At 57.3% G+C, this 16,164-nt stretch carries 17 protein-coding genes; 6 read left to right on the top strand and 11 right to left on the bottom strand.

All coding sequences use genetic code 11. The features are described from left to right. The 6 genes from H2Z33_RS10200 to mdcA all read right to left on the bottom strand — a co-directional run bounded on the left by H2Z33_RS10200 (nucleotide 1) and on the right by mdcA (nucleotide 5,531). Nucleotides 1-960, bottom strand: coding sequence for an AEC family transporter (locus H2Z33_RS10200; RefSeq protein ID WP_000222846.1), 960 nt, complete (start codon nucleotides 958-960; stop codon nucleotides 1-3). A 123-nt stretch (nucleotides 961-1,083) separates the two neighbouring features. Beyond that, nucleotides 1,084-1,884 (bottom strand): biotin-independent malonate decarboxylase subunit gamma, encoded by an 801-nt coding sequence (gene mdcE, locus H2Z33_RS10195; RefSeq protein ID WP_032104009.1) that lies wholly within the window; start codon nucleotides 1,882-1,884, stop codon nucleotides 1,084-1,086. Continuing rightward, nucleotides 1,884-2,717 carry a biotin-independent malonate decarboxylase subunit beta gene (locus H2Z33_RS10190; protein WP_017384167.1) on the bottom strand — a complete coding sequence of 278 codons (834 nt, stop codon included), beginning with the start codon at nucleotides 2,715-2,717 and terminating at the stop codon, nucleotides 1,884-1,886. Before H2Z33_RS10190 ends, mdcE begins: the two co-directional genes overlap by 1 nt. Continuing rightward, nucleotides 2,710-3,009, bottom strand: a complete 300-nt coding sequence (gene mdcC, locus H2Z33_RS10185; protein ID WP_000411786.1) for a malonate decarboxylase acyl carrier protein — start codon at nucleotides 3,007-3,009, stop codon at nucleotides 2,710-2,712. The genes H2Z33_RS10190 and mdcC overlap by 8 nt, the downstream gene beginning before the upstream one ends. Before the next feature lie 9 nt (nucleotides 3,010-3,018). Further along, nucleotides 3,019-3,876: a triphosphoribosyl-dephospho-CoA synthase gene (locus tag H2Z33_RS10180; protein ID WP_017384166.1), complete on the bottom strand. Its 858-nt coding sequence runs from the start codon at nucleotides 3,874-3,876 to the stop codon at nucleotides 3,019-3,021. Further along, a complete protein-coding gene (gene mdcA, locus H2Z33_RS10175; protein WP_015571421.1) occupies nucleotides 3,876-5,531 on the bottom strand; it encodes a malonate decarboxylase subunit alpha in 1,656 nt (551 codons plus the stop codon). Before mdcA ends, H2Z33_RS10180 begins: the two co-directional genes overlap by 1 nt. A gap of 228 nt (nucleotides 5,532-5,759) precedes the next feature. On the opposite strand from mdcA, the gene H2Z33_RS10170 reads away from it, so the two are divergent. Genes H2Z33_RS10170 through H2Z33_RS10160 form a run of 3 tightly spaced genes read left to right on the top strand, consistent with a single transcriptional unit; the run spans nucleotide 5,760 to nucleotide 7,897 of the window. Next, a complete protein-coding gene (locus tag H2Z33_RS10170) occupies nucleotides 5,760-6,779 on the top strand; it encodes a hydrolase (RefSeq protein ID WP_017693875.1) in 1,020 nt (339 codons plus the stop codon). Next, a complete protein-coding gene (locus H2Z33_RS10165) occupies nucleotides 6,779-6,997 on the top strand; it encodes a YheU family protein (RefSeq protein WP_014171926.1) in 219 nt (72 codons plus the stop codon). The genes H2Z33_RS10170 and H2Z33_RS10165 overlap by 1 nt, the downstream gene beginning before the upstream one ends. 30 nt (nucleotides 6,998-7,027) lie before the next feature. After that, the gene (locus H2Z33_RS10160; protein WP_003861663.1) at nucleotides 7,028-7,897 is read left to right on the top strand and encodes a phosphoribulokinase; all 870 of its coding nucleotides are present in this window, start codon (nucleotides 7,028-7,030) and stop codon (nucleotides 7,895-7,897) included. Nucleotides 7,898-7,991: 94 nt separating this feature from the next. On the opposite strand, the gene H2Z33_RS10155 is transcribed toward H2Z33_RS10160, so the two are convergent. Then, nucleotides 7,992-8,396, bottom strand: coding sequence for an OsmC family protein (locus tag H2Z33_RS10155; RefSeq protein WP_015571423.1), 405 nt, complete (start codon nucleotides 8,394-8,396; stop codon nucleotides 7,992-7,994). Between the two features lie 310 nt (nucleotides 8,397-8,706). On the opposite strand from H2Z33_RS10155, the gene crp reads away from it, so the two are divergent. Both crp and H2Z33_RS10145 read left to right on the top strand, forming a co-directional pair. After that, nucleotides 8,707-9,339, top strand: coding sequence for a cAMP-activated global transcriptional regulator CRP (crp, locus tag H2Z33_RS10150; RefSeq protein WP_000242758.1), 633 nt, complete (start codon nucleotides 8,707-8,709; stop codon nucleotides 9,337-9,339). 57 nt (nucleotides 9,340-9,396) lie between these two features. Further along, nucleotides 9,397-11,484: a YccS/YhfK family putative transporter gene (locus tag H2Z33_RS10145; RefSeq protein ID WP_063135380.1), complete on the top strand. Its 2,088-nt coding sequence runs from the start codon at nucleotides 9,397-9,399 to the stop codon at nucleotides 11,482-11,484. Here H2Z33_RS10145 and argD read toward each other — a convergent pair. The 4 genes from argD to ppiA form a co-directional block, all read right to left on the bottom strand. Beyond that, nucleotides 11,481-12,701, bottom strand: a complete 1,221-nt coding sequence (argD, locus tag H2Z33_RS10140) for a bifunctional acetylornithine/succinyldiaminopimelate transaminase (protein WP_177799048.1) — start codon at nucleotides 12,699-12,701, stop codon at nucleotides 11,481-11,483. The genes H2Z33_RS10145 and argD overlap by 4 nt on opposite strands. Nucleotides 12,702-12,788: 87 nt before the next feature. Next, nucleotides 12,789-13,352, bottom strand: coding sequence for an aminodeoxychorismate synthase component 2 (gene pabA, locus H2Z33_RS10135; RefSeq protein WP_017384162.1), 564 nt, complete (start codon nucleotides 13,350-13,352; stop codon nucleotides 12,789-12,791). 30 nt (nucleotides 13,353-13,382) lie between these two features. Then, on the bottom strand, nucleotides 13,383-13,967 hold the full coding sequence (locus H2Z33_RS10130) for a putative adenosine monophosphate-protein transferase Fic (RefSeq protein WP_026080671.1): 585 nt from the start codon (nucleotides 13,965-13,967) through the stop codon (nucleotides 13,383-13,385). 105 nt (nucleotides 13,968-14,072) lie between these two features. Next, nucleotides 14,073-14,645: a peptidylprolyl isomerase A gene (ppiA, locus tag H2Z33_RS10125; RefSeq protein ID WP_000920483.1), complete on the bottom strand. Its 573-nt coding sequence runs from the start codon at nucleotides 14,643-14,645 to the stop codon at nucleotides 14,073-14,075. A 278-nt stretch (nucleotides 14,646-14,923) separates the two neighbouring features. Here ppiA and tsgA point away from each other — a divergent pair, with 278 nt between their 5' ends. Then, the gene (gene tsgA, locus H2Z33_RS10120; protein WP_063135382.1) at nucleotides 14,924-16,108 is read left to right on the top strand and encodes an MFS transporter TsgA; all 1,185 of its coding nucleotides are present in this window, start codon (nucleotides 14,924-14,926) and stop codon (nucleotides 16,106-16,108) included. The last annotated feature ends 56 nt before the right edge of the window (nucleotides 16,109-16,164 follow it).

The raw sequence follows: 16,164 nt of genomic DNA, 5'->3' as shown, positions 1-16,164 counted from the left end.
TTACATTCCTGAAGTCAGCGAGATAAACAGCGGCAGCGACAGGATACACAGTACGGAGCTCAACAGCAGCACGGCTTCAGCATCCGGCGACTGCACGCCAAAGCGGTTACCGAACACCACGCCAAAGAAGCCCGCGGACAGCGCAATCATCAGGATGGCGGTGATCGCCACGGAGCCGTGCAGACCGAAGATTAAAACGATACCCCAGGCGATCGCTGGCTGGATCAGCAGCTTGGCGATAGTGGAAGTGATCACCATGGTGTTGATCTGAAGTTTACGCGCGGAGAGGATCACCCCGGTCAGGAACAGCGCCGCAGCGGTCGCAGACAGTCCCAGCGGTTTAATCGCCGCCAGTACCAGCTCCGGCATTTTGATGCCGATAGCGGACAGGATCACACCCAGCAGCGGGCCCATCACGATCGGTTTTTTAATGGAACGCCACATCAGCACCGGCAGCATGGAAAGCGTTGAACCCGAGTTATTGCCTTCGGCGCGGGCTTTCTCACGCTCCAGAATCAGCAGGCAGAACGGGGTCATCAACACTGAACCACAGGCGATGGAGACCGCCACGGACAGTGAGGTTGAAGGGCCTTCGCCCAGCACGCTGCCCAGAATCGGCAGGCCAAGCGCCGCGTAGTTTGGCAGGGCGACGGTAAGCGTCAGCACGGCCGCATCCTGCGGGGATTTTTTAAACACTTTCGTCGCGAGGAAGTAGATGACCGCATAGGTGATCCACATCGCCAGGGTGAGCACCAGGATCAGCGGCGACTGCGCCACGATGCCGGTCCACGGGGTTTGCACGGTGGCGCTGAACAGCGCAGCCGGGAGTGCAAAATCCATCACGAAGATATTCAGCAGGGAAACATTTTTGTTATCGACCATCTTTGCCTTACCGGCCCAGAATCCCAGCAGCATGATGACGAAAATCGGTGCAAGAGCATGAACAATTACGTAAGTCATAAATCACCTGTAGTAAAAAAGTTTAAGCACTGGCGCGATGTTTATTATTTTCAGGATGCAGGTTCCCGCGTGGACGCAACGGGCGCGCCCACGGGGTGATGCATCTGGCAGGTCTCTTTTTACTTACCAGCTGGCTCGCATACGTTCACGTACGAGCGCCGAGCTGCGGCGGTTGTCAGCACCCAGACGGTTTTTCAACGTGGTGTCCTGACGCGCGTCGCTGATGGCCTGTTGCAGGGTGGTTTTCACCCGCGTCAGATCGCTTTCGGTAGGGGCATCCGGATTGCTGATATCCAGCAGGTCGGAAAGCAGCCCCAGCGTGGCGTAGTTGCTGATGTCATACGCCATTGGCGGAATGGTTGCAGCCAGTTTTTCCAGCGCCTCAACGGTACGCAGCGTAATGCGCGCCGCAGACTCTTTGCCCATGGCATGGATCAGCACGCCTTTATCGTTGAAGGCAATCAGACGGTTAGCCTGGTAGCCGTGCGCCAGAAACGCGCCGGACATGGCCTTACCGACGATAAGACCAATCACCGGATGACCCGCCAGCCGCGCATTAGCGTAGGCGGCAGCGGCGCCGGCCAGCGCCTGGTGGATACCAAACGCCTCTTCGCGACGGCCATAGGCCTGGCTTGGGACGTCGATTACCGCCACAATCGGGCGCTTCACGGCTTTATCTGCGTCGGCGGCGACGGTTTCGCTGACCACTTTTGCCAGCGTCCATCCTTCCAGCAGGCCGACTTCACCCTGCGCCGCGCGCGGGAAGTGGTTGTTGGCGTCCGGCACCACGGCGACAAAACGCACCGTTTCACCGTTTAGCTCGCCGTCTGCGGCCTGCACGGACGGGCATAACCCCTCCAGACGTTTCGCGTTCGGGGCCAGAGTTTCCAGCCAGAGTTCGCCACGGCTAATTGAGTTAGTCATCATTTCACCTCCCGGGCAAAAAGCGCTTTAATCTGTTCGGCATCGGCCTGTTTGCGGGTGTCGAAATTCGTCAGACGGTTCAGGTAATCGTCGTAGTTATCGGTGCGATGTTTCGCCGGTACGCCTTTGGCGATGGCTTCGTTCATCGCGGCTTTCACCGCGTTCACGCCGTCGCCCACCAGCGCGTCCACCAGCCCGCTTTCAAAGCGTACTTCGCCGCCGGTCATGCTCCAGATAAACGGACGGTCGCGGGAGTCATACTCTTCAATGCCCGCTTCCTGCTCGATAACCTGCGGACCGTTGAGGCCGAGCCGCGCTTCGCGGGTCACAATCAGGTAGCTGCACAGCGCCGCGGCGATAGACATCCCACCGAAGCAGCCCACGGTCCCGGCGACAATCCCGACGACCGGGGTATAGCGACGCAGGTCAACGATCGCGGCGTGGATATCGGCAATCGCCGCCAGGCCGAGGTTGGCTTCCTGCAAACGTACGCCGCCGGTTTCGAGGCACAGCACCGCCTGAGTCGGAATGCCGTTGCGGTTATCTTCCGCCGCCAGCTCCAGCGCTGCCGCCATTTTGGCGCCGGACACTTCGCCCATGCTGCCGCCCTGGAAGGTGCCTTCAATCGCCACCACCACCGCAGGCTGGCCGTTGATGGTCCCTTTCGCGACCACCATGCCGTCATCGGCCTGAGGAACAATCCCCTGTGGCCCAAGCCACGGAGAGATAATGCCTTCAAACGGATCCAGCAGTTCGCGGTAGCTGCCGTCGTCGAGCAGCGCCTGCGCACGCTGGCGCGCTTTTAATTCGATAAAGCTGCTGTCATCACGCATGGTTCACCCCTTCAAAAACCTGTTCGATACGAATGCGTGCCACGCCCGGCGTCGCGCCGAAGTCGTGGATGGTCAGCTTACCTGCGGGCAGGCTGCTGACGGTTTGCAGGCGGTTGAACAATGCCTCCCAGCGCCCGCGGCTGTTGTCGACGGAGGTGGTGATATCAATGGTTAAGGTCTGGCCCGGTTCGGCGGTGAAAAGCACCTCCATATCCCCGGAACCGACGACCCCTGCCAGCGCCCTGCCGCTTACTTCGCGGCTGGCGGGCACGGTCAATGTGATTTTTTCCATAACATCCTCTTAATGCTTTGAATAGGGCGTTTCGGCGCGGTCAAGAAACAGCGTGGCGGCAAGCAGGTCTGCGGCTCCGCCCGGCGAGGCGTTAAGCGCCAGCATCTGACGGTCTAACCGCGCCAGCGCCTGCTGCCCGGCGAGGGTTGCGCATCCTCCGGCGTTCAGCACCGCACGGGCGCCGTTCTGCATGGCGTCCAGCCCCTCCATGCCGGCGCGCGACAGCACGCAGGTGTCGGTGAGCGAGGTCATGATCGCCATCAGCGCGTCGAGTCTGGCCTGCGTTTCGCTGCTGCCGTTGAGACGGCTGAGGCGAAGCTGCGGCAGCGCGCGCTGCATGATGTGCGGAAACGCCTGCTGAGCCTCTTCACGCGCGCCCGGCACACGGTAGCGGTGCGTAACGCGTAACCCCTTGCTGAACACTTTCGGCGCCGCGTCATCCGGCAGCTTCGCCAGCTGAGCGGCGGTGTTCGCGACGGTTTGCGCCCGGGCATCGCCGCCCAGCATCGCCACCGCGCTCACCAGCAATCCCAGCGCCCAGATCGCGCCACGGTGCGTGTTCACGCCGTCGGTAGCGGCCATCATCTGCCGTTCACCTTCGCGACCCAGGCGGCCAACGGTTTGCCTGAGGGCAATATCCGCCGGACGCTGCCAGCTCTGCTGCGCCAGCGCCTGAAACGTGGGGGTCAGGCTGTGAGCGGAGCGCTCCATCAGCGCAAGCGATAAATCGTGGTGCGCGCCGTTCCCCCGGCTGTCCACCAGACCGGGCTTCGGGCTTAAACGTGCTTCGTCAATCAGACACTGCGTGGCGGTTCGCGCCAGCCATTCGGCACCGCCTTCAACCTGGATCTGGGGCAGAAGTTTCATTACCAGCTCCGGAATTTCGCAGGTGGGTTGTAAAGACCGCCGGACCATTCCACCAGATCCGCGACGCTACCGGCCGCCAGCAGCGAACGGGTGGCATCGGTGCGGCGAATGCCCATATCTTCCGGATACACAACCTTGCCGCTCTGGCGCAGTTCCGCCACGCGTTTGGCGTCAACGCCCAGACCGATATCGGTGATACCCGCCACGGCGGCGACCATGGCGCGACGCTCTTCCAGATCTTTCGCCCGGTAGAGGTAAGCAATCCCCTCTTCCGTCAGCACGTGGGTGACGTCATCGCCGTAAATCATGACCGGCGCCAGCGGCATACCAGAGGCTTTCGCGACCTCAACGGCGTCGAGTTTTTCCACGAAGGTTGGCTTCACGCCCGCCTGGAAGGTTTCCACCATCTGCACAACCAGCTTTTTACCGCGCTGCATCGGGTCAGGCTCGGTGATCATGTTCAGCCAGGCCGGTGTGGCGTGGCGACGACCGTGCGGATCGTGGCCCATGTTTGGCGCGCCGCCGAAGCCGGAAAGACGGCCGCGAGTCACGGTTGAGGAGTTAGCGTAACCGTCGACCTGTAGCGTGGAGCCGATAAACATATCGACCGCGTACTGACCTGCCAGCTGACAGAAGGCGCGGTTAGAGCGCATGGAGCCGTCGGCACCGGTAAAGAACACGTCAGGACGGGCGCGGATGTACTCTTCCATTCCCAGCTCGCCGCCGAAGCAGTGGACGCTCTCCACCCAGCCGCTTTCGATGGCCGGGATCAGCGTTGGATGCGGGTTCAGGGTCCAGTGTTTACAGATTTTGCCTTTGAGTCCGAGCTGTTCGCCGTAGGTTGGCAGCAGCAGCTCGATCGCTGCGGTGTTAAAGCCAATCCCGTGGTTCAGGGACTGCACCTGGTGTTCAGCGTAGATGCCTTTAATCGCCATCATCGCCATCAGGATATGTTCCTGTTTGATCAGGCGCGGGTCACGGGTGAAGAGCGGTTCGATAAAGAACGGCTTATCGGCAACCACCACAAAATCAATCCACGAGCCCGGAATATCCACACGCGGCAGGTCGCACTCGTCGTCCACCAGCTCGTTCACCTGCGCGATGACGATGCCGTCATGGAATGCGGCGGCTTCCACCAGCGCCGGAGTATCTTCGGTACTCGCCCCGGTATAGAGGTTGCCTTTGCGGTCCGCTTTAAAACCGGCAATCAGCGCCACGTTTGGCGATAGGTCGACGTATAAACGTGAGTAGAGTTCGATGTAGGTGTGAATCGCCCCGATTTCGAGCTGACCATCCTCCAGCAGTTGGGAGATTCGCAGGCTTTGCGTACCGGAGAAGGAGAAGTCCAGCTTGCGGGCGATGCCTTTCTCAAAGATGTCCAGATGTTCGCTGCGGCCCACGCTCGGCATGATCATATGCAGATCGTGCACGATTTGCGGGTTCACTTCCGCCAGTGAACGGGAAAGGAAATCCGCCTGCTTCTGGTTGTTGCCTTCCAGAACGACTTTGTCGCCTGGTGCGATCAGTTTTTCCAGCATGGCGACAAGATCGCCGGTTGGCAGTACCTTGCCCTGCACCGGTACGGACGCCAGACGACGCGCTTTCTCACTGCGTCGGGTGTTCCATTGCCGGGTGGGTGTTTGCCCAGATAACATTATTAACCTCCTGATTCAGCACATCATTCTGATTTGCTTAACGTTGAGTAAAGTGTGCGCTCTGGTGAGAAAGGCATCAATTAAGCGTAGAGCCAAATCATTAGCCTGAGAGTAATAATCAAGGTAAATATTTGTGATCGGGATCAGTTCATGTTTCGGAAAAACGGGCTAAACGGGGTACAATTCGGAAGGTATAGTTAATTTCTGACAAGAATCAGCATCGCCCTTATGACCCAAATCATTCCCTCAGACTTCGACATTGCAGCCGAAGAGAGCGCAGAGTTCGTGCCCATGCGCGGTGTGGCTAACCCTCACCTGCAAACCATGCTGCCGCGCCTGATCCGCCGCAAGGTACAGTTCACCCCGCACTGGCAACGGCTGGATTTGCCGGATGGCGATTTTTTGGATCTCGCCTGGAGCGAAGATCCGGATCGGGCCAGACATAAACCCCGTCTGGTGGTGTTTCACGGTCTGGAAGGCAGCCTGCACAGCCCTTACGCACACGGTCTCATTGAGGCGGCGAAAGCCCGCGGCTGGCTTGGGGTAGTGATGCATTTTCGCGGATGCAGCGGCGAGCCTAATCGTCAGAAACGTATTTATCACTCGGGTGAAACCGAGGACGGTACCTGGTTCCTGCGCTGGCTAAGAGACAATTTCGGCGAGGCGCCAACGGCAGCGGTGGGGTATTCGCTGGGCGGCAATATGCTGGCCTGCCTGCTGGCGAAGGAGAGCGACGCCGTACCGCTGGATGCGGCGGTGATTGTCTCTGCGCCCTTTATGCTGGAGCAGTGCAGCTATCATATGGAAAAGGGCTTTTCGCGAGTGTACCAGCGCTACCTGCTCAACCTGCTGAAAGCCAACGCCGCGCGCAAGCTGAAGGCCTATCCGGATACGCTGCCTGTGACGCTGCAACAGCTCAAACGCGTGAAGCGCCTGCGCGAGTTTGATGATTTGATCACCTCGAAAATTCACGGCTTTGCCGATGCGATTGACTATTACCGTCAGTGCAGCGCCATGCCTTTACTGAACCAAATCACGAAACCTACGCTGATTATCCACGCCAAAGATGATCCGTTTATGGATCACCACTCGATTCCGGCACCCGATCATCTGCCGGCCAACGTGGAGTATCAGCTCACCCAATTCGGCGGACACGTCGGCTTTGTTGGCGGCACGCTGCGTCGGCCCAAAATGTGGCTTGAGACGCGTATTCCCGACTGGTTAACGGCTTATCTGGACGGTAAATAATGATTATTCCCTGGCAGGATCTCTCTCCCGACACGCTCGATAATCTGATTGAAAGCTTTGTCTTGCGCGAAGGCACCGATTATGGTGAACATGAACGTTCGCTTGAACAAAAGGTCAACGATGTTAAGCGCCAGCTTAAAAGCGGCGACGTGGTGCTGGTATGGTCCGAACTGCATGAGACGGTCAATATCATGCCACGCAACGCGTTTCACGGCTGATCTTTACACTTTTCCAGTCAGGGAGTTGCTATGTCTGCCAGACATCCGGTTATTGCCGTTACGGGTTCGAGTGGGGCGGGAACTACTACCACCAGCCTCGCCTTCCGCAAGATCTTTGCCCAGCTTAACTTACGGGCGGCAGAGGTAGAAGGCGACAGCTTTCACCGCTACACGCGCCCGGAGATGGATATGGCCATCCGCAAGGCGCGCGATCTGGGTAAACACATCAGCTACTTCGGCCCGGAGGCGAATGACTTCGGCCTGCTGGAGCAAACCTTCCGTGAATACGGGCAAAGCGGTACCGGGCAGTCCCGCAAGTATCTCCACACCTACGATGAAGCCGTGCCCTGGAACCAGGTCCCCGGCACGTTCACGCCCTGGCAGCCGCTGCCGGAACCGACTGACGTTCTGTTTTACGAAGGTTTGCACGGCGGCGTGGTGACGCCTCAGCACGATGTGGCGCGCCACGTGGATTTGCTGGTGGGGGTGGTGCCGATTGTTAACCTTGAGTGGATCCAGAAGCTGACGCGTGACATGAGCGAGCGCGGCCATTCGCGAGAGGCGGTCATGGACTCGGTGGTGCGCTCCATGGAAGATTACATCAACTTCCTGACGCCGCAGTTCTCCCGAACCCACATTAACTTCCAGCGCGTCCCCACCGTGGACACCTCCAACCCGTTCGCTGCAAAAAGCATCCCTTCCCTGGACGAGAGCTTTGTGGTGATCCACTTCCGCAACCTGGAAGGCATTGATTACCCCTGGCTGCTGGCGATGCTACAGGGTTCGTTTATTTCGCACATGAATACGTTAGTGGTACCAGGCGGAAAAATGGGGCTGGCAATGGAGCTGATCATGACACCGCTGGTGCAGCGGCTGATGGAAGGAAAGCAGATCGCGTGACGCCTGTTGCCGGATGGCGCTTCGCTTATCCGGCCTACGTTCGTGCAGTTGTAGCTTTGGTAGGGCGGGTCAGCGAAGCGCCACCCTCCAAAAATTAAGCCGCGATCACTTCATACGAATGGGTGATTTTTACCGCTTTCTCCAGCATTAACGCCACAGAGCAGTATTTTTCCGCAGACAGGTCAACCGCACGCGAGACCGCCGCGTCCTTCAGTTCTTTGCCGGTGACGATAAAGTGCAAATTAATATGCGTGAACAGGCGGGGCGCCTCTTCACGACGTTCCGACGTCAGCTTCACTTCACAATCGGTCACGTCATGACGGCCTTTTTGCAGGATCGACACCACGTCGATCGCACTGCATCCGCCTGCCGCCATCAGCACCATTTCCATTGGGCTTGGCGCTTTATCGCCGGAGTTGCCATCCATCAAAACCTGGTGCCCAGAAGCAGACTCGCCCAGGAACGTTAACCCTTCAACCCATTTCACACGCGCTTGCATATTCACTCACTCCAACGTTGCATTTTTTATGACAGATTACGTGTACGTTACATTTCTCGCAACGGAAGGCGACCTGCGTCATGCTGAAGCGAGACACCAGGAGACACGCGGCGAAAGCTATGCTAAAACACTCTGGATGCTACAGTAATACATTGACGTTACACATGTATGCAGAGGACATCAAACTTTACTGGCTGCGAAACGTTACGACAGCCGACTTCCCAGGTATGGGTAAGAATTCGATTGCAACCCCAGAGTCCGGATGCATCTTATGACTCTGGTGACAGCTTATAACAGAGGATAACAGCGCATGGTGCTTGGCAAACCGCAAACAGACCCGACTCTCGAATGGTTCTTGTCTCATTGCCACATTCATAAGTACCCATCAAAGAGCACGCTGATTCACCAGGGTGAAAAAGCGGAAACGTTGTATTACATCGTTAAAGGCTCGGTGGCCGTGCTGATCAAAGATGAAGAAGGGAAAGAGATGATCCTTTCTTATCTGAACCAGGGCGATTTTATCGGTGAACTGGGCCTGTTTGAAGAAGGCCAGGAACGTAGCGCCTGGGTTCGTGCAAAAACAGCATGTGAAGTGGCTGAAATTTCTTACAAGAAATTCCGTCAGCTGATTCAGGTCAACCCTGACATCCTGATGCGTCTTTCTTCCCAGATGGCACGCCGTCTGCAAGTGACCTCTGAGAAGGTGGGTAACCTCGCCTTCCTGGACGTGACCGGTCGTATCGCGCAGACGCTGTTGAACCTGGCGAAACAGCCAGACGCCATGACCCACCCTGACGGTATGCAAATTAAAATTACCCGTCAGGAAATCGGTCAGATCGTCGGCTGCTCCCGTGAAACAGTGGGCCGTATCCTGAAGATGCTGGAAGACCAGAACCTGATCTCTGCCCACGGTAAAACTATCGTGGTCTACGGAACCCGTTAATTTCGGTCAAACGGCGTGCCGCCGCAGGGTGGCACGCCGTTTTTGTCTCTACTCCTCATGTGGCGCAGGCTGATCTATCACCCGGAAGTTAACTACGCACTACGACAAACGCTGGTGCTGTGTCTTCCCGTGGCCGTGGGCCTGATCCTCGGACATCTTCAGCAAGGCCTGCTGTTTTCCCTCGTGCCCGCCTGCTGCAACATTGCCGGTCTGGATACGCCGCATAAACGCTTTTTTAAACGTCTGATTATTGGCGGCTGCCTGTTTGCCGGCTGTAGCCTTGCCGTACAACTCTTACTGGCCCGCGACATTCCTCTGCCGTTGATCCTGACCGTGCTGGCGATGACGCTCGGCGTCACCGCCGAAATCAGCTCGCTGCACGCCCGCCTGCTTCCCGCATCGCTGATTGCCGCCATCTTCACCTTAAGCCTTGCGGGCAATATGCCGGTGTGGGAGCCATTGCTGATCTACGCCCTCGGCACGCTGTGGTACGGGCTGTTTAACTGGTTCTGGTTCTGGCTGTGGCGGGAACAGCCGCTGCGCGAATCCCTGAGCCTGCTCTACGTGCAGCTTGCTGAATACTGCGAAGCAAAATACACCCTGCTCACTCAACATACCGACCCGGAAAAATCCCTGCCGCCGCTGCTGGCGCGCCAGCAAAAAGTGGTGGATCTGATCAGCCAGTGCTATCAGCAGTTGCACATGCTTGCCGCCAACAAAAATCATGAATACAAGCGGCTGCTGCGAACCTTCCAGGTCGGGCTGGATTTGCAGGAGCATATCTCCGTCAGCCTTCATAATCCGGAAGAGGTGCAAAAGCTGGTAGAGCGCAGCCATGCGGAAGCGGTGATCCGCTGGAACGCGCAGACCGTCGCGGCCCGCCTGCGGGTGCTGGCTGACGATATCCTCTATCAACGCTACCCGACGCGCTTTAACATGGACAAACAGCTCGGCGCGCTGGAAAAGATTGCGCGTCAGCACGCGGATAACCCGGTCGGGCAATTTGCTGCCTGGCATTTCAGCCGCATCGCCCGGGTGTTACGCACCCAGCGCCCGCTTTATGCCCGGGACCTGATGGCCGATAAGCAAAAACGGCTGCCGCTACTGCCCGCGCTCAAAAGCTATCTATCACTGAAATCTTCCGCCCTGCGCAATGCCGCGCGGATCAGTGTGATGCTGAGCATCGCCAGCCTGATGGGAATGGCCCTGCACCTGCCGAAACCCTACTGGATCTTAATGACCGTGCTGTTTGTCACCCAGAACGGCTATGGCGCCACGCGGGTGCGCATTCTGCATCGGGCGGGCGGTACGATGGCGGGGCTGATTATCGCGGGCGTGACGCTGCACTTCCACGTGCCGGAAGGCTATACCCTGGCCGGTATGCTGGCAATCACGCTGGTGAGCTACCTGATCATCCGCAAAAACTACGGCTGGGCGATGGTGGGCTTTACGGTCACGGCGGTGTATACCCTGCAACTGCTCACGCTTAACGGGGAACAGTTTATTATTGCCCGGCTGGTCGATACGCTAATTGGCTGCCTGATCGCCTTTGGCGGCATGGTCTGGCTGTGGCCGCAGTGGCAAAGCGGGCTGCTCAGGCAGAACGCCCACGACGCGCTCGAAGCTGACCAGCAGGCCATTCGTCTTATTCTGAGCGATGACCCGCAGCCCTCTCCGCTGGCCTACGAGCGCATGAAGGTCAACCAGGCGCATAACGCCCTGTTCAACTCTCTTAACCAGGCCATGCAGGAGCCGGGCTTTAACGCGCACTATCTGGCTGACATGAAGCTGTGGGTCACGCACAGCCAGTTTATCGTCGAGCACATCAATGCCATGACGACGCTGGCGCGGGAGCACACGATGCTGACGCCGGATCTGGCGCAGCGCTATTTGCAGTCGTGTGAAATTGCGTTGCAGCGCTGTCAGCAGCGTCTGGAGTATGACGCGCCGGGCGAGTCAGGGGATTCGAACATTCTGGAAGCGCCGGAGACGCTGACCCATGGGCCGATGAGCACCCTTGAGCAGCATTTACAGCGCGTTCTCGGGCATCTGAACACCATGCACACCATTTCGTCGGTGGCATGGCGTCAGCGCCCGCATCACGGGATTTGGTTAACGCGTCGGTTAAAGCGAACCGCGTATTAGCCGCTGACGATCTTCGCGACCGCCGCGGCAAAACGGGTTAATCCGTCTTCAATGTCTTTGTCTTCCACCACCAGCGATGGCGCAAAGCGCATCACGTCCGGCCCGGCGTTGAGCACCATGACGCCTTGGTGCGCGGCGGCGTGCAGGAAATCGCGCGCGCGGCCTTTGTACTGCGGCTTCAGTTCGGCGCCGATCAGCAGCCCCATCCCGCGGATTTCGCTGAAGACATCAAACTGTTCGTCAATCTGCTGAAGATGTTTCACAAACAGGTCGCGTTTCGCATTCACGCCATTCAGGACGTCCGGCGTATTAATGATGTCGAACGCCGCACCCGCCACGGCGCACGCCAGCGGATTACCGCCGTAGGTGGAGCCGTGTGAGCCCACATGAAATGCGGAAGCGATATCCTGGGTGGTGAGCACCGCACTGACCGGGAAACCGCCGCCGAGCGCTTTCGCGCTGGTCAGAATATCCGGCGTTACGCCGTAGTGCATATAAGCAAACAGGTCTCCGGTACGCCCCATCCCACACTGCACTTCATCAAACACCAGCAGCGCCTGGTGCTCGTCGCACAGCTCGCGCAGCCCTTGCAGAAATTCCGGGGTGGCCGCCGTGACGCCGCCTTCCCCCTGAATGGGCTCGACCACCACGGCACAGGTGTGATCGTCCATCACCGCTTTAACGGCGTGGAGATCGTTAAACGGCACGTGGATGATATCCGCAGGTTTCGGACCAAAGCCGTCGGAATACTTCGGCTGGCCGCCAACGGAAACGGTAAAGAAGGAGCGACCGTGGAAGGCGTTATGGAAGGCGATGATTTTGGTTTTGTACGGGCTATGACGCGTGGTTGCGTAGTAGCGCGCCAGCTTAAAGGCGGTTTCGTTGGCTTCGGTGCCGGAGTTCATAAACAGCACGCGTTCGGCGAAGGTGGCATCGATGATCTTACGCCCCAGACGCAGCGCCGGTTCGTTGGTGAACACGTTGCTCGTGTGCCACAGCGTTTCGCCCTGCGTTTTCAGCGCGTCCACCAGCGCAGGATGGCAATGGCCCAGCGCCGTCACCGCAATACCGCCTGCGAAATCAACATACTCGTTGCCCTGCTGATCCCAGACGCGGCTGCCTCTCCCTTTCACCGGGATAAACTCAGCCGGTGCATAAATCGGCAGGATCACTTCATCGAATGTCGCGCGGGTAATTGCTGGTTGTTCAGTTGCCATGTCATGACCATCCATTTTTATGTCACATTGATTGTGAAAATATAATCACAAAATATGCATAAAAAATCACAACAAGGCAACAGATATTCAGCGATTAAGGAAATTGGCCAGCAGCGCGTGCCCCTGTTCGCTGAGAATGCTTTCCGGGTGGAACTGCACGCCTTCCAGATCGTACTCACGGTGACGAATGCCCATGATCTCCTGCGTCTCGCTCCAGGCGGTGACCTCAAAGCAGGCCGGCAGGGTCGGCGGATCAATGATCAGAGAATGGTAGCGCGTCACGGTTAACGGATTGTTTAGCCCCAGGAATACGCCGGTACCGGTGTGCGTGACCGGAGAGGTTTTGCCGTGCATGACTTTCGCGGCACGGACAATGGTGGCGCCAAAGACCTGCGCAATGGCCTGATGACCCAGGCAGACGCCCAGAATCGGCAGTTTGCCCGCATAATGGCGGATCGCCTCCAGCGAGATACCAGACTCCGAAGGGGTACACGGCCCCGGCGAAATCACGATTTTCTGGGGCGCCAGCGCGTCAATGTCAGCCAGCGCGATCTCATCGTTACGGCGGACAACCACCTCTGCCCCCAGCTCACAAAAATACTGGTAAAGGTTCCAGGTAAAGGAATCGTAGTTATCAATCAGCAGAATCATGGCGGCTCCTGAAAAAATGGCCGCCCTATTTTACGCAGATTCCCGCGCTTCGCTCACAACTTTGGCAAAGATGGCGTTCAGGGCGGTCAAATCCCCCATTGCCCCGCTCTGATTGGCGGCTGCCCAGTCGTTCGGGTCGATCCCCTGCCAGTTCAGCACATAGCCCGCATGAATAGCCAGTTGTTCAAAGAAGATCCGCTGGGCCACGCCATTACCGCTCATAAACGGATGTAGCATGTTGATTTCACAGTAGTAATGACTGATTCTGTCTGTAAACTCTTCTTTCTGAAGGCCCACCAGATATTTATCACTTTCCAGCGAAGCCATCAGCTCATTACCCACTTTCTCGATGTACTCGAAATGGCAAAAAGGAATGTCGCCCTTAGAAATATCGGCGGTGCGCAGCTCGCCCGCGCCTTTCATTTCGTTGCGGAATAAATGGCGGTGAATAAGACACAGATGGGGTAAACCCGGTGCGGAAGGCCCCAGTTCCAGCGTCTCGATATCGGGTTCAGCGGGACCCTTACCTTTTTCAAGGAGGCAGCTGGCCTGAAAATTGACCTTACGTTGTTGCTCCCAGAGACGGGATTTTTGCTTGTCGGTGAGTTTTTTCACTACGCCTCCCTGAATAGTCCGTTTGCCACAAGTATAAGCAGCAAAACGCGCTTTCGCAGGGAGGGTGGAAAGACACGGGCAAGATGTGCCCGTGTGGGGGAACGATTACGGTAGCACTTTCGCGGAGAGAATGACGACTGGCTTAGACGGCACATTCTGGTATGGACCGACATCGTGAGTCTGAACCTGAGAGATCTTATCCGCAACGTCCATGCCTTTCACCACTTTGCCAAACACCGCGTAGCCAAAGTCGCGCTGACCGTGGTCCAGGAAGGCGTTATCAGCCACGTTGAGGAAGAACTGGCTGGTGGCGCTGTCTTTGTCCGCCGTACGCGCCATGGAGATGGTGCCGCGCTTGTTCAGCAGGCCGTTGTCTGCTTCATTTTTGATGGGCGGGTTGGGCTGTTTCTGCTGCATCTGCTCGTTAAAACCGCCACCCTGAATCATAAAGCCCGGGATCACGCGGTGGAACGTGGTGTTGTTATAAAAACCACTGTTCACGTAGTCGAGGAAGTTTTTCACCGAAACAGGGGCTTTCTGGCTATCCAGCTCCAGCTCAATATTCCCCGCAGAGGTAGTCAGCAGGACGTGGGGGTCTCCTTTGGCTGCCAGCGCAGCAGGGGAAACGGCAGAAAGAGCAAACACAGCTGCGACAGCCGCCAGTGTTGATTTGAGCATGAGAATTCCTTAACAAAGCGCAGTATAAAAAGCGAATGGCTTGATTCTAAAGAGCAGTATGAACCCAGACCAGTCTTTTACCTAATTTTACCAAATTGAAACAATTATTACCGCGCAAACGATTGTTAACCCCACAACGTAATGTGATCTGCATCACGTTAAAACCTGCAATTGTGCTCAAAATTTTCTGAAAAGATTTAATTAGATCACTTTCGCGACTAAAATCTGCCCGCTCAAACGCAGTCATTGCGTTTTTCTTTACTTTTAACAGGCCAGACATGACTAACAGCAATCGCATCAAGCTCACATGGATCAGCTTCTTCTCTTACGCCCTGACCGGCGCGTTGGTGATCGTCACCGGGATGGTGATGGGAAATATCGCAGACTACTTCCAGCTGCCCGTTTCCAGCATGAGTAACACCTTCACCTTCCTGAACGCGGGGATCCTGATCTCTATTTTCCTTAATGCCTGGCTGATGGAAATCGTGCCGCTGAAAACGCAGCTGCGTTTCGGCTTCGTGCTGATGGTTGCCGCCGTGGCGGGCCTGATGCTGAGCCACAGCATCGCCCTCTTCTCTGCCGCCATGTTCGTGCTGGGCCTGGTGAGCGGGATCACCATGTCGATCGGTACGTTCCTGATTACGCACATGTATGAAGGCCGCCAGCGCGGCGCGCGTCTGCTGTTCACCGACTCCTTCTTCAGCATGGCCGGGATGATTTTCCCGATGGTCGCCGCGTATCTTCTGGCGCGCAGCATTGAGTGGTACTGGGTGTACGCCTGCATTGGTCTGGTTTATGTCGCGATCTTTGTTCTCACCTTCGGCTGCGAGTTCCCGGTGCTGGGCAAAAAAGCGCAGACTACGTCCGAGCCGGTTGCGAAAGAAAAATGGGGTATCGGCGTACTGTTCCTCTCCATCGCCGCGCTGTGTTACATCCTCGGTCAGCTGGGCTTTATCTCCTGGGTTCCTGAATACGCGAAAGGTCTGGGCATGAGCCTGAACGACGCGGGTAAACTGGTGAGCGATTTCTGGATGTCTTACATGTTCGGCATGTGGGCGTTTAGCTTTATCCTGCGCTTCTTCGACCTGCAACGGATCCTGACCGTTCTGGCGGGTCTGGCGACCGTGCTGATGTATCTGTTCATCAACGGTTCCCCGGAGCATATGCCGTGGTCCATCCTGACCCTGGGCTTCTTCTCCAGTGCGATTTACACCTCGATCATCACCCTTGGCTCTCTTCAGACCAAAGTGGCCTCGCCAAAGCTGGTGAACTTCGTGCTGACCTGCGGCACCATCGGCACCATGCTGACCTTCGTGGTCACGGGCCCGATTGTTGCGCACAGCGGCCCGCTGGCGGCGCTGCATACCGCTAACGGTCTGTACGCCGTGGTGTTCATCATGTGCTTCGTGCTGGGCTTTGTGACCCGTCACCGTCAACACAACCCGGCAACAGCTACCCACTAATCGCCATAACCCCTTTGCGTACTGCAAAGGGGTTTTCCCCTGCTCACCCGCCCTGC

Source organism: Enterobacter sp. YSU, from assembly GCF_016082135.1.
GTDB lineage: Bacteria > Pseudomonadota > Gammaproteobacteria > Enterobacterales > Enterobacteriaceae > Enterobacter > Enterobacter hormaechei_C.
Note: the sequence above shows the minus strand (reverse complement) of the source record. Positions and strands in the feature narration are given on the sequence as shown.

Bases quoted from the DNA above. Each gene is read 5' to 3' on its own strand.
- H2Z33_RS10200 (WP_000222846.1), bottom strand. From the start codon at position 960: ATGACTTACGTAATTGTTCATGCTCTTGCACCGATTTTCGTCATCATG.
- mdcE (WP_032104009.1), bottom strand. From the start codon at position 1,884: ATGACTAACTCAATTAGCCGTGGCGAACTCTGGCTGGAAACTCTGGCC.
- H2Z33_RS10190 (WP_017384167.1), bottom strand. From the start codon at position 2,717: ATGCGTGATGACAGCAGCTTTATCGAATTAAAAGCGCGCCAGCGTGCG.
- mdcC (WP_000411786.1), bottom strand. From the start codon at position 3,009: ATGGAAAAAATCACATTGACCGTGCCCGCCAGCCGCGAAGTAAGCGGC.
- H2Z33_RS10180 (WP_017384166.1), bottom strand. From the start codon at position 3,876: ATGAAACTTCTGCCCCAGATCCAGGTTGAAGGCGGTGCCGAATGGCTG.
- mdcA (WP_015571421.1), bottom strand. From the start codon at position 5,531: ATGTTATCTGGGCAAACACCCACCCGGCAATGGAACACCCGACGCAGT.
- H2Z33_RS10170 (WP_017693875.1), top strand. From the start codon at position 5,760: ATGACCCAAATCATTCCCTCAGACTTCGACATTGCAGCCGAAGAGAGC.
- H2Z33_RS10165 (WP_014171926.1), top strand. From the start codon at position 6,779: ATGATTATTCCCTGGCAGGATCTCTCTCCCGACACGCTCGATAATCTG.
- H2Z33_RS10160 (WP_003861663.1), top strand. From the start codon at position 7,028: ATGTCTGCCAGACATCCGGTTATTGCCGTTACGGGTTCGAGTGGGGCG.
- H2Z33_RS10155 (WP_015571423.1), bottom strand. From the start codon at position 8,396: ATGCAAGCGCGTGTGAAATGGGTTGAAGGGTTAACGTTCCTGGGCGAG.
- crp (WP_000242758.1), top strand. From the start codon at position 8,707: ATGGTGCTTGGCAAACCGCAAACAGACCCGACTCTCGAATGGTTCTTG.
- H2Z33_RS10145 (WP_063135380.1), top strand. From the start codon at position 9,397: ATGTGGCGCAGGCTGATCTATCACCCGGAAGTTAACTACGCACTACGA.
- argD (WP_177799048.1), bottom strand. From the start codon at position 12,701: ATGGCAACTGAACAACCAGCAATTACCCGCGCGACATTCGATGAAGTG.
- pabA (WP_017384162.1), bottom strand. From the start codon at position 13,352: ATGATTCTGCTGATTGATAACTACGATTCCTTTACCTGGAACCTTTAC.
- ppiA (WP_000920483.1), bottom strand. From the start codon at position 14,645: ATGCTCAAATCAACACTGGCGGCTGTCGCAGCTGTGTTTGCTCTTTCT.
- tsgA (WP_063135382.1), top strand. From the start codon at position 14,924: ATGACTAACAGCAATCGCATCAAGCTCACATGGATCAGCTTCTTCTCT.